This is a genomic window from Streptomyces sp. NRRL F-2664, assembly GCF_000719345.1.
GTDB lineage: Bacteria > Actinomycetota > Actinomycetes > Streptomycetales > Streptomycetaceae > Streptomyces.
Genome location: NZ_JOFX01000014.1, coordinates 14,800 through 26,348, shown reverse-complemented (window position 1 = coordinate 26,348; position 11,549 = coordinate 14,800). Strand labels below are relative to the sequence as shown.

General features: G+C 74.0%; 14 protein-coding genes. 6 read left to right on the top strand and 8 right to left on the bottom strand.

Annotation, left to right across the window (positions count from 1 at the left end):
* The first annotated feature begins 21 nt into the window (after positions 1 to 21).
* Both IF89_RS0115215 and IF89_RS0115210 read left to right on the top strand, forming a co-directional pair.
* Positions 22 to 318 carry a hypothetical protein gene (locus tag IF89_RS0115215; protein ID WP_030767062.1) on the top strand — a complete coding sequence of 99 codons (297 nt, stop codon included), beginning with the start codon at positions 22 to 24 and terminating at the stop codon, positions 316 to 318.
* Between the two features lie 12 nt (positions 319 to 330).
* Positions 331 to 2,418 (top strand): SpoIIE family protein phosphatase, encoded by a 2,088-nt coding sequence (locus IF89_RS0115210; RefSeq protein ID WP_051807102.1) that lies wholly within the window; start codon positions 331 to 333, stop codon positions 2,416 to 2,418.
* Between the two features lie 281 nt (positions 2,419 to 2,699).
* Here the strand turns inward: IF89_RS0115210 and IF89_RS0115200 are convergent, their stop codons facing one another.
* Positions 2,700 to 3,137 (bottom strand): DUF6299 family protein, encoded by a 438-nt coding sequence (locus tag IF89_RS0115200; protein ID WP_158717867.1) that lies wholly within the window; start codon positions 3,135 to 3,137, stop codon positions 2,700 to 2,702.
* A 155-nt stretch (positions 3,138 to 3,292) separates the two neighbouring features.
* Between IF89_RS0115200 and IF89_RS40790 the strand changes: the two genes are divergently transcribed.
* Both IF89_RS40790 and IF89_RS0115190 read left to right on the top strand, forming a co-directional pair.
* Positions 3,293 to 3,895 (top strand): hypothetical protein, encoded by a 603-nt coding sequence (locus IF89_RS40790; protein WP_051807082.1) that lies wholly within the window; start codon positions 3,293 to 3,295, stop codon positions 3,893 to 3,895.
* Between the two features lie 57 nt (positions 3,896 to 3,952).
* Complete coding sequence (locus IF89_RS0115190; RefSeq protein ID WP_030767050.1) at positions 3,953 to 4,447, top strand: DUF5949 family protein; 495 nt, start codon at positions 3,953 to 3,955, stop codon at positions 4,445 to 4,447.
* 185 nt (positions 4,448 to 4,632) lie between these two features.
* On the opposite strand, the gene IF89_RS0115185 is transcribed toward IF89_RS0115190, so the two are convergent.
* Entirely contained in the window at positions 4,633 to 5,880 is a 1,248-nt protein-coding gene (locus tag IF89_RS0115185) for a cytochrome P450 (protein ID WP_030767047.1), read from the bottom strand.
* Between the two features lie 121 nt (positions 5,881 to 6,001).
* Positions 6,002 to 7,159, bottom strand: a complete 1,158-nt coding sequence (locus tag IF89_RS0115180) for a low temperature requirement protein A (protein WP_078628311.1) — start codon at positions 7,157 to 7,159, stop codon at positions 6,002 to 6,004.
* 125 nt (positions 7,160 to 7,284) lie between these two features.
* Between IF89_RS0115180 and IF89_RS45970 the strand changes: the two genes are divergently transcribed.
* Both IF89_RS45970 and IF89_RS0115170 read left to right on the top strand, forming a co-directional pair.
* Positions 7,285 to 7,437 (top strand): hypothetical protein, encoded by a 153-nt coding sequence (locus IF89_RS45970; RefSeq protein ID WP_158717866.1) that lies wholly within the window; start codon positions 7,285 to 7,287, stop codon positions 7,435 to 7,437.
* 42 nt (positions 7,438 to 7,479) lie between these two features.
* Complete coding sequence (locus IF89_RS0115170) at positions 7,480 to 7,692, top strand: hypothetical protein (RefSeq protein WP_030767040.1); 213 nt, start codon at positions 7,480 to 7,482, stop codon at positions 7,690 to 7,692.
* A gap of 28 nt (positions 7,693 to 7,720) precedes the next feature.
* Here IF89_RS0115170 and mscL read toward each other — a convergent pair whose 3' ends face one another.
* The 5 genes from mscL to IF89_RS0115145 all read right to left on the bottom strand — a co-directional run bounded on the left by mscL (position 7,721) and on the right by IF89_RS0115145 (position 11,378).
* A complete protein-coding gene (mscL, locus tag IF89_RS0115165; RefSeq protein ID WP_030767038.1) occupies positions 7,721 to 8,218 on the bottom strand; it encodes a large conductance mechanosensitive channel protein MscL in 498 nt (165 codons plus the stop codon).
* 123 nt (positions 8,219 to 8,341) lie between these two features.
* Positions 8,342 to 8,917 (bottom strand): hypothetical protein, encoded by a 576-nt coding sequence (locus IF89_RS0115160; RefSeq protein ID WP_199820507.1) that lies wholly within the window; start codon positions 8,915 to 8,917, stop codon positions 8,342 to 8,344.
* A 126-nt stretch (positions 8,918 to 9,043) separates the two neighbouring features.
* Positions 9,044 to 9,835 (bottom strand): orotidine-5'-phosphate decarboxylase, encoded by a 792-nt coding sequence (gene pyrF, locus IF89_RS0115155; RefSeq protein ID WP_078628310.1) that lies wholly within the window; start codon positions 9,833 to 9,835, stop codon positions 9,044 to 9,046.
* Complete coding sequence (locus IF89_RS0115150) at positions 9,832 to 10,413, bottom strand: carboxymuconolactone decarboxylase family protein (protein ID WP_043193962.1); 582 nt, start codon at positions 10,411 to 10,413, stop codon at positions 9,832 to 9,834. Before IF89_RS0115150 ends, pyrF begins: the two co-directional genes overlap by 4 nt.
* 131 nt (positions 10,414 to 10,544) lie before the next feature.
* Positions 10,545 to 11,378: an S-methyl-5'-thioadenosine phosphorylase gene (locus tag IF89_RS0115145; protein ID WP_030767028.1), complete on the bottom strand. Its 834-nt coding sequence runs from the start codon at positions 11,376 to 11,378 to the stop codon at positions 10,545 to 10,547.
* Positions 11,379 to 11,549 lie beyond the last annotated feature (171 nt).

The following is an 11,549-nucleotide window of genomic DNA, read 5'->3' as shown; positions in this document are numbered from 1 at the left end:
CGCGGTGAGAAGGGGTCCGTGATGAGCGCTGAGCGAGCACAGGGCCGCGGCTGGGTGCGCATTCCCGCCAGCCGCGGCGAACAGTCCGCCACGGCCCGGACCGCCGGGCACGAGCGGCCCCCGCACCCGGCCCCGCCGCACGGGGGGCCGTATGCGGGTTCCTACGGCAGCCCGTATGCCGCGGCACCGGCAGCCGACCAGGCCACGATCTACCTCTCCGTCGTCGAGCGCTGGCGGGAGGCCGGGCGCACCCTCCCGGGGCATCCGGACGAGGAGTGGGAGCGGCTGATCTCGCAGCCGTGCTGGCCCGGCCGTTAGGGGGTGCGGAAGGTGGCAGCGGCGGAGCGCGACGGCCCCGGGTCGGCCCGGCGGCCCCCCGTGACCGACGCCGGTGAGCGGCTCGCCCTGAACGGCATGGGCAGCTTCGAGTGGGACCTGGGCTCGGGGACCGTGGCACTGGACGCGGCCGCGATGGCCGTGTTCGACCTGGAGCCGGATGAGTACGACGGCACCGCGGAGGGCGCCGCCCTGCGGGTGCGGCCCGAGGACGCGGCCCGGCTGCGCGAGACCATCGCCCGCGTCCTGGCGGAGGACGGGCAGACGTTCGGCGCCTACTTCACCGTCCACCGGCGCGACGGCGGCGACCAGTGGACGCACACCACGGGCCGGGTGGTGCGCGACGACGACGGGCAGGCGCTGCGCATCGCCGGGATCGTGCGGGACGCCGCGGCGGAGCTGGCCCACGCGACGCTGCTGCGCAAGCTGGAGGCGGCGCGCGCCCAGCAGACGACGATCGTGCAGCGGACCACGGAGGCCCTGTCGCGGGCGGTGACGGTCGACGACGTCACGGCCGCGCTGACCGGTGCGGGCGCTCTGGAGCGGCTGGGGGCCGACGGACTGGCCCTGGGCCTGGTCGAGGGCGGCACGATGAAGATCATCGCGTTGAGCGGCGAGTCGCTGGAGATCCTCAGCGAGCGCCGGTTCACCCGGATGGACGGCTCCCTGCCGCTCTCGCACGCGGTGCTGACCAAGCAGGCACGTTTCGTCACCTCGCTCAGGGACCTCGGGGAGGAGTTCCCGCTCCTCGCCGACTACCTGAACCGCATCCGGTTCGACGCCGCCGCCTACCTGCCGCTGATCGCCCAGGCCAAGGCCATCGGCGGGCTGGTCCTCTTCTACCGGCGGCGCGAGGAGTTCAGCCCGGAGGAGCGCAACCTGTGCCTGGGCCTGGCCGGCATCGTCGCGCAGTCCCTCCAGCGTGCGCTCCTGTTCGACCAGGAGCGGGAGTTCGCGACGGGCCTCCAGGCGGCCATGCTGCCGCGCCGGATCCCGGAGATCTCCGGCGGCGAGATCGCCGTCCGCTACCACGCCGCGTGGAGCGGGCGGGAGGTCGGCGGGGACTGGTACGACGTGATCGCGCTGCCCCGCAACCGCGTCGGCATCGTCGTGGGCGACGTCCAGGGCCACGACACGCACGCGGCGGCCATCATGGGCCAGCTGCGCATCGCGCTGCGGGCGTACGCGGGAGAGGGCCATCCGCCGTCCACGGTGCTGGCACGGGCCTCCCGCTTCCTGGCCGAGCTCGACACGGAACGGTTCGCCACCTGCATGTACGCACAGGTGGACCTGGAGACGGGCGGGGTGCGCGCGGTCCGTGCGGGCCACCTCGGCCCGCTGATCCGCCACACGGACGGGCGCACGGGGTGGCCCAACGTGCGCGGCGGCCTGCCGCTGGGGCTGGCCTCCGCCTTCGGGCAGGAGGAGTTCCCCGAGACCCAGCTCGACCTGGTCCCCGGCGAGACGCTGGTGCTGTGCACCGACGGCCTCGTGGAGGAGCCCGGTACCACCATCACCGCGGGCATGGACGCCCTCGCCCACGCCGTACGCAGCGGCCCGCAGGAGGCCGGGGCGCTCGCCGACCACCTCTCGGACCGGCTGTGGGAGCGCTGGGGCTCGGGGGACGACGTGGCCCTGCTGGTGCTGCGCAGGGCCCCCGACCCCGGCACCCACCGGGCGCCGCGCATCCACCAGTACGTCCACCAGGCGGACCCGGAGGGCCTGTCGGAGGCCCGCTACGCCCTGCGCCAGGCCCTGCGCGACTGGGGCGTGCCGGAACTCGCCGACGACGTGGAAGTGGCTGCGGGGGAGCTGCTGGTCAACGCCCTGCTGCACACCGACGGCGGTGCGGTGCTGACCATGGAGGTGCTGCCGGAGCCGGTGCGGCGGATCCGGCTGTGGGTCAAGGACCGCTCCAGCGTATGGCCGCGCCGGCGCAGCCCCGGCGAGGCGGCCACCACCGGGCGCGGGCTGCTGCTGGTGGACGCCCTGGCCACGCGCTGGGGCGTGGAGTCCCGGGGCGACGGCAAGGCGGTGTGGTGCGAGTTCGACGCCGGCGGCGCCCCCGCGAGCGCCGGGTGACCGTTCGGGCACGTCGAGTTGTGGGCGGCCGCGGCCGGGGCGATGATGCCGACCATGGAACGGAACGCGCTGTGCGCAGGCTGAGCAGGGGTGCCGCAACCGGCATCCTGGCCGTGCTCCTGCTGGCTGCAGGGGTGCCGACGGTCCTGGAACGGGCTGCGGGGCGGCCGCACGCTGACCCCGGCTGCCAGGCGGTGGCCTTCATGTCGATGACGGGCGTCGCGCCCGAGTGCCGGTCCCGGTAGCGGCGGCCACCGGGAGCCGCGGCGGCGCACGGGGTTTCAGTGCCGGCGGATCTCGACGTCCTGCCGGTCCTGGGCGACCGTGGTGACCGACTTCGGCATCAGGCCGGAGAAGCGGATCTCCTGGAGTTCGGCGGTGACCACCGCGCGGCCCGGCCGCACGTCCACCCAGCGGCCCGGGGCCGTGGCCACCCAGCGGCGCTCCGTCCCGTCGCACACGGGCTGCTCCGCGCCGATGCTCAGCCGGCCGCCCTCCTGCTCGACCGTCGCCCTGATCTGCATCGCCCCCGCGGGTGACGCCTGCTCGCAGTGATAGGTACCGGAAAGGGTGACGGTGCCGTCCCCGGCGACGTGGGCGTCGTGGTGCACGGAAACAGCCTGCTGGAAAACGGTGGCCGCGGCCGTGGTGCCGGACAACGTGATGGCGGCCAGTGCGGAGAGGGCCGCCAGGGCCATTCGGCGGGCGGGGACGCGCATTCTTCCTCCAATGGTGTGCGGACGGCGGGATTCCACCGGAACGCATTGTGCTGGCAGGCGGCCGTGCGCACCCGCTCCGCGCACTCGTGTCGTTGTCCGCAATTTCCTGCTCGGGCGCGTGAAACTGGCCGCAATACGCCCCGAAGGGATCCTGCATGCCCCAGCCCGCCCTCCCGGCCCGCCCCGCCCTTCCCGCCCTCGTCCTCCTCCCGCTCCTGCTGTTCGGCACCGCCGCATGCCAGAGCGTCCGCGAGGGGGTCGCGCCCGCCCCGGCCGCGGCGCCGGCCGGCCCGGTGGACGACGGGGTTCCGGGGGGCGGGCCGGCTCCCGGGCGGCCCGCTGCGCAGGACGCCCACGTGGGGGACACCCTGCGGCTGCACGGACCGCAGGTCGGGCGTCACCTGGAGGTCCTGCTCGGGGCCTATGCGGACCCGGCCATCAGCGCCGACAAGAACGTAGCCCCGCCGCCCGGCAAGCGCTGGGTGGCAGCCTCCATGTCGTTCGTCAACGTGGGCGGTGCCTCGTACGGGGCGCTCGGACGCATGTGGGCGCACGACGGCGCGGGGCAGCGCCACCCGGTGGTGCCCACCGGTGAGCTGACGACCGGCAAACCGATCGTCTTCGATTCCCTGGATGTCGGTGAGCGGGCAGAGGGCTGGGTGGTGTTCGAAATTCCGGAAAACGCGCGCATCGAGCGCCTCGCATACGAGGACGCGAACATCCGGCCGAATTCCGGAGAAGGATTCTGGGCCGTCTAGCCCGCCCGGGTGAAAGGCCGCGAAGGGCCCCGGCGCGAGACCACTAGGGTGCGGCGCATGACTTCTACTCAAGCCGAAATCGACCGGTCCCAGCTCGGCACCCTGTCGGTGCTCGCCTGGATCGGCGACCCCTCCGAGGCGCACGACATCCCGTACCTCCTGGCCTACACCCTGGGCGACGGCCCGGGTGGCCGGGAGGCCGGCGAGGCGGCTGCCCGCGGGCTGCTGGAGGAGATCGGCCTGCCCATCGGCGACGTCGTCATGGACGGCACCCGCAACCCGGCCGGCTTCCCGGTGCAGATCCTGCTGGAGGGCAACCAGATCGCGCTCACCCTGCCCGGGATGAACGCGCAGTGCACCGCCCCCGACGAGTGGGTCGCCGCGGCGGACGAGAGCGGGCAGGCGTACTTCCTCTTCGCCACGCGCGCCTGGCCCGAGGCGGTCCCGGGGCGGCCCGTCGACGCGAAGACCCTGCAGGCCTTCGCGGGCGACGAGGAGGTCCTCACGGGCAGCGCCCACTGCGTGCTCACCGTGCGGCGCCTGCAGAAGTAGCCGCACGCGCTGCGCGCCGAGCGGAACACCGGACGCGGGCCGCCGGGCCGGTGCGCCGTGGCGCGGGGGCGCCGGGCGTCCTCGCCCCACCCGCTCCGGCCGCCGGGCTCCCAGCCTGCCCGGTGGCCGGTCCCGGTCCCCGCCCCGCCGCAAACCGGTCCGTGGCGCCGTTCCCCGGGGAGGCCTCAGGGCCGCTCGAAGGCGAACCTGAGCGAGCGGACCCGGTTGTCGAAGTTGGAGCCGGCCAGGTCCGGCAGGCCCACCGCGCGCAGCCCGACCGGCCGGGTCAGCAACTCGCGGAAGAGCGCCTTCATCTCCACCCGCGCCAGGTGCGCGCCCAGGCAGAAGTGCGGGCCGCCGCCACCGAAGCCCAGGTGCGGATTGGGCGACCGGGTGATGTCGAAGGCGTCGGGGTCGGGGAAGACCGCCTCGTCGCGGTTGGCGGAGGCGTAATACAGGACCACCTTCTCGCCGGGGCGGAAGTCGCGCCCGCCCAGGGTGTGTTCGGCGACGACCGTCCGACGGAACTGGATGATCGGTGTCGAGTGCCGGACCATCTCGTCGACCGCGCCGTCCGCGTACTTCTCGTAGTCCGACAGCAGCAGGTCCCGCTGGTCCGGGTGGTCGGTCAGCAGGGTCAGGCCGTGGGTGATGGCGTTGCGGGTGGTCTCCACCCCGGCGACCATCAAGAGCGAGAAGAAGGCGCCGAGTTGGCGGGCGCCGAGGGACTGCCCGTCGACGTTCGCGCGGACCAGCGCGGAGATCAGGTCGTCGGTGGGGTGCTTGCGCCGCTCCCGGGCGATACCCGCCACCATCCGCTGCATCCGGGCGAGCGCGCGCAGTCCGCGGCCCGGCATCCGCAACCGGGAGGCCAGGCCGCGTTCCACGCCGATGTTCTCCGAGGCGTGGTCGACCCGGTCGGCGATCTCGGCGCGGTGGCGTTCGGGGATGCCCATCATGTTGCAGATGACCTCCAGCGGCAGCCGGGACGCCACCGCGGAGACGAACTCGTCCGGCCGGTCGGCCAGGACGTCGTCCACGATGCGGGCGGCGACGGCGTGGATGTCGGCCTCGGCCGCCGCCAGCAGGCGCGGGGTGAAGGCCCGCTGGACGATCCTGCGGAGCTGGGCGTGGTCCGCGCCGTCGAGGTTGACCATCGAGTCGCCGAAGAGGGCGCGGACCCAGCGGGCCGGTTCGGGGGTGGTCACGCCGGGGGCGCTGGCGAAGACCTTGGGCAGCCGGCTGGCCTCCTGCACGTGGGCGTGCCGGACGAGGGCCCAGTGCCCGGCCCCCTCGGGCACGAACACCGGGCCGTCGGCGGCGCGCAGGCGCGCGAAGGCGGCCAGCCGGTGGGCGGGCGGCTGCTGCCAGAAGCCCGGCTCGGCAAGCTCCCTGCCGGGGTCCGTGCCGTGGCGTTGCGGCGGGAGTGTCATGGCCGGGTCTCCAGTCGGTGCGGTTCGTCCTGCTCGTTCTGCGCTGGAGAACGGCGTGGGGGGCGCGGGGGTGACGGCCCGTCGCCTCCCCGGTGGGCCGCCGCCCGCTTCCCGCTGCCCGCTACCGGGCCCGCGCGGCCGGCCGCTCGGCGAGGACCACGCCGACGGTGACCGCGACGACGCCGACGAGGCCCGCGCAGAGGACGGCGTAGGCCCCCGTCCAGGTGCAGGCGAGGGTGGCCAGGGCAGCCACCGGCAGCACCAGCTGCTGGGCGGGGCCGCGCTTGAAGTGCCGTGAGTGCAACAGCCACACCATGAACAGGAAGGCCGCGGCCGGCACCGTGACGGCGGCGCTCGCCGAGACCTGCGAGATGTGCGCCTTGCCGACGGCATGCTCGACCGCGACCTCGATGCCCGCTCCGATCGCCGCGCCGGACGCGAAGATCAGCAGGTGGCCGTAGCCCCACGGGATGGCCTCCCGGTTGGAGGTCAGGTGCTCGTGCATCGGTACGGCGAAGTAGATCCACCAGGCGGCGAACACGATCAGCAGCCCGCCCCCGGCGATGGGCAGCAACAGGTCGAGGGCCTCGTGCTCGTCGAGCGCCGACTTCACGGCCACCGTGCTCGCCGCGATCGTCTCGCCCAGGACGATGATGGTGAACAGCCCGTACCGCTCGACGATGTGGTGGGCGTGCCAGGGCGTCCGGTGCCCGCGCTCGGCGATCACCGGGACCGACAGCTCGGCCGCGACCAGGACCAGGAACAGCCAGCGCTTGGCGCCGTCGGGCGCGAACAGCAGCCCCACCCAGCCGGCCTGGCAGATCACCAGCCCGGCGGCGTACTTCAGGGCGGCGCTGCGGGCGGCTCCGGTCTCCCCGGCGGCGGCCCGCAGCCACTGCGCGGTCAGCGCGACGCGCATGATGATGTAGCCGACGACGGCGACCGTCCAGTCGTTCTCGTCGAAGGCCTCGCCGACCCCGGCCGCGTAGACGAGGACGCCGGCGATCTGGACCAGGGTGGCGATCCGGTACGGCACGTCGTCGCAGTCGTAGGCGGAGGCGAACCAGGTGAAGTTCATCCACGCCCACCACACGCCGAAGAAGACGAAGAAGTAGCCGACCACGCCGGCCCCCGGATGGCCCTCCGCCAGCGCGTGCACGAGCCGGGCGCCCGCCTGGGCGATGGCGACGACGAAACACAGGTCGAAGAACAGCTCCAGCGGCGTCGAGGTGCGGTGCTCCTCTTCGCGGCTGCGGGCGGTCATGGGGGAGTAGGCCATACCGGCCAGAAGACCAGAGGACGCGGGCTCCGGCAGGTCGGGCGCGCTGTCCGGGCGGCCGCTGTGCCCCGGGCGGCGGCTGTGTTCCCCGGCACCGCTGTGCCCCCGCGACCGCTGAGCCCCAGGTGACCGCCGTTGTGGGGCAGCTCGCGCTGACCGTCACGGTCGACGCGTGGATGGCGGGCCACCCCGGGACGGCCTGGTGGGGGCCCGGCTTCCTGGTCCTGTCCTTTCTCGCCCTGCTCGCCCCGAGACCCCTCGATCCCAAGGACCGCTGAGCGCGTCCCGCCGCGAACCACAGGCGGCCTTACCCTGGAGGCATGAGCAGCACCCCCTCCTCCGACCCGCAGCCCGCGCGCCCCGCGAGCGAGGCCGGGCCGTCCCGGCCGAAGCCGCGGATCGACTTCGACGACCCGCTGGACCAGCAGTCCCGCGACGACACCGACCGCGGCTGGGGCGAGCGGCCGCCCACCGGGGGAAGCGCGGCCGACCTGGCCCGCTTCCTCGACGAGAAGCCACCGCACCACATCTGAATCCGGCCGCCCGAGGCGGCCGGCAGGGTCAGAACCCGTCGCGCGAACCGGCCTGCCCGCCGAGACCGCCGCCGCCCGTGCGCTGCGCGATCAGGGTGTCCCGGATCTCCTTGAGGACCTCCAGCTCGGTGATCTCGACGATCTCCTGCACACCCTCGCGGGCCTTGCGGCGCTCCTCCTGCCGCGCCAGGTACTTCGCCATCGGCAGCACCATGAGGAAGTACACGACCGCAGCGGTGATCACGAAGGTCAGCGTGGCGTTCAGCACCGACCCCCAGAGGATCTCGACACCGGTCGGCTGACCGTCGGGGCCTACGGCGCACGGGGCCTTCAGGCAGGACTTGTAGTTGTCCAGGCTCTTGGTGCCCACCGCCCCGACGACCGGGCTGATGATGCCCTTGACCACCGAGTTCACGATGTTCGTGAACGCGGCGCCGATGACCACGGCCACCGCCAGGTCGACCACGTTGCCGCGCATCAGGAAGGCCTTGAAGCCCGCCAGCACGCTTTCCTTCTTCTCGCTCATCGCTGAGCCCTTCTACACAGGAGCCGAACACGGAGTCAACGGTTCCGAAAGTTACGGCAGTACGGGCGCGGTCTGTCCAATCGGCCTTCACTCCGAGGTGAACCGGCTGATCAAGCGTGCGGATCAGCACAACGTCACCGCCAGCCGCGTCAACGCGCCTGCCCCCACCAGCTCTTGCGCCGTCTCCCGTGGCACCGACAGGACGACCAGCGCCCCGCCGTCCCCGACACCCTGCTCCGGAGCGGGGACTTCGGCGACCCTGGCCCCCGCCGCCACCACCCGGGACGGCTGCGCCCGCTCCGCCGCCACGACGTCGACCCGGTCGCCGGGCCGCAGCAGCCGCACCGTCGCCGCGTCCGCGATGCGCACGGGCGCCGAGACCATCCGCACCTGCGCCGGCGGCGGCTTCACCTCGGGCGGCGGAGCACCCCGGGAGGCCTGCGCCTCGGCTCCGCCCACGGCCAGGGCCGCGGCCACGACGGCCAGGGCGGCGGACACGGCCCGCCGGCGGCGCCGCACGGCACGGCGCAGCCGGCCCGCCCCACGCCCCACCCGCAGCGGCGGGAACGGCGGGACGGGCCGCGGCGGCGGACACGTCGGGGAGGCCGCACACGCGGAGGAGGAAGGGCGGACCGGCAGCCCCGCAGGGACCGCGGGGGCCGCTGAGCGGCATGAAGAGGGCACGGACGCACAGGACATGACGAGCACCACCAGACGAAGTGAGGTCCAGCGCCCGGACCCACCGCCCGGGCACACCCCACGATCCGGCCTCCCACCGGATCCCGCTCCCGCCTGTGGACGGTCCCCAGCCTGTGGAAAACTCCCTCACCCGCCGGAGTGACGGCCCCGTGCGCCCAGCACCTCCCGGGCGGCCCTTTGGACCTGTTCCAGTGCCGCCACCGGGTCGGCCGCCCGTGCGACCGACCGGCCCACCACCACGTGCGAGGCCCCGGCGGCAAAGGCCGCCGCGGGCGTCCCGGGCCGGGCGTGCCCCCCGGCCCCCGGCGCCCCGCCCTCCGCGGGCACCGGCGTCACGCCCGGCGTCACGATCAGCGGCTCCGGCCCCAGCAGCGCCCGCAGCGGCCCGGCCTCCTGCGGCGAGGCGACCACCCCGTCACAGCCCGCCCCCACCGCCAGCCGGGCCAGCCGCAGCGCCTGCTCCTCGGGACCCGCCCGTACGCCGATGTCGCCGAGGTCGCCCGCGGTCATGCTTGTCACCACCGTCAGCGCGAGCACCCGTAGCCGTGGGAACTCCCGGGCCGCCTCCACCGCCGCGGCCATGATCCCCGTACCTCCCATGGCGTGCACCGTGACCATCGACGCGCCCAGCGCGCCCGCGGCCCGGACGGCGCCCGCGACGGAGTTCGGGATCTCGAACAGCTTCAGGTCGAGGAAGACCTCCCGCCCCCGGGCGACGAGGTCACGGGCGAGTCCGGGGCCCGCGGCGGTCAGCAGCTCCAGGCCGATCTTGTAGGAGCCGCACGCGTCGCCGAGACGCCCCACGAGCGCCTCGGCGGACCGGAGATCGGGGAAGTCGAGGGCCACCACGACCGGGTCGTCGAAGAAGCGCGGCGAGGGGGGAGGGGAGGGGAAGCGGGAAGGGGAGTCGGTGTTCACGCCGTCATTGTCGGAGCCGGCGGGCGGCCGGCGGGCACCTGGCAGGACTCGGAGAAGCCCTGACTGGTCAGTCCGAAGGCGCTGTTGACGCGCGAACGCCAGTTCTCCAGCGCGACCACCGCCGTCAGCTCGACGAACGCCGCCTCCCCGAGCCGCGCGATCAGCGCCCCGGCGAGCTCGTCCGTGACCGCCGGCTCGGTCTCGGTCATGGCCTCGGCGTACTCCATGACCAGCTGTTCCAGCTCGCTGTACACCCCGCGGGCCTCCCGCCACTGCGGCACCTGCTCGATCTTCTCCGCCGGCATGCCCTGCTCACGGCCCTCCCAGTAGCCGAAGTCCATGCACCACGAGCAGTTGATGCGGGCCGCCGCCGCCATCACGGCGAGGTGCTTCAGGCCGGGGTCCAGGGCGTTCCACCGAGCCGCCCGCTGTTCGAGGCGCACGTACGAGAACAGCACGCGTGCGTTGTGCCCGTAGGCCTGTCCGGGGTCGAGGACCTTGCCGTAGGTGCGGCGCGAGTACCAGGCGCCGATGCGCATCAGCAGGGTACGGGGCGGGGTGAGCGAGATACGAGCCATGACTGTCATCTCCCGGAGCGGTCTGTCCCGACTGGGCCTTCACAGAGAAGGACAGGACAGCCGCCCCGGATGTGACACCGGCGACCGGCCGGAGCACACGACCGGGGAACCGGCCGACCGGCCGGAGCGGTCTACGGAAGCTCGATGCCGAGGTCCCAGCCGTCCAGGGCGTGCGTGCACAGGCAGTCACGGGTCGCGGTGGGCGGCAGCGCCGCCACCGCGTCGAAGAGGACCTCGCGCAGGCGCCCGACGTTCTCGCCGAACACCCGCAGCACCTCCGTGTGGGAGACGCCCTCGCCGGTCTCGGCGCCCGCGTCCAGGTCCGTGACCAGCGCCATCGAGGTGTAGCAGAGTCCGAGTTCACGGGCGAGGACCGCCTCCGGGTGGCCGGTCATGCCGATCACCGACCAGCCCGCCGAGGCGTACCAGCGGGACTCCGCGCGCGTCGAGAAGCGCGGCCCCTCGACGACGACCATGGTCCCGCCGTCGACCGGCTCCCAGTCGCGCCCGCGGGCCGCGGCCACCGCCACCGACCGTCCCACCGGGCAGTACGGGTCGGCGAAGGTGGGGTGGACGACGTTGGGCACGGAGCCGTCCGGGAGCGGCACCCCGTCGAAGTAGGTCTGCACGCGGCTCTGCGTACGGTCGACCAGCTGGTCGGGAACGAGCAGCGTGCCCGGCCCGTACTCGGCGCGCAGCCCGCCGACGGCACACGGCCCGAGCACCTGGCGGACCCCGACGGAGCGCAGGGCCCAGAGGTTGGCGCGGTAGTTGATCCTGTGCGGCGGGACCGTGTGGCTGCGACCGTGCCGGGGCAGGAACGCCACCGAGCGGCCCGCCAGCTCGCCCACGTACAGGGAGTCGCTGGGAGGCCCGTACGGGGTCTCCACCTGGACTTCGGAGACGTCCTCCAGGAAGGAGTAGAAGCCCGAGCCGCCGATGACACCGATCTCTGCGTTCACCATGCCGCTCACCCTAGGGGGTGGTGCGAAAGTCCCGCACGGCGCCCACGACGCCCGGCACGCACTCTCGCCGCACCGGCCGAAGCCCCGAGTACGCCCGGTACGAGGGCCTTCGCCCGGCACGCCGAGAGCACGCACCGGACACCGCGGGCACCGCACAGGACCTTCGCAACA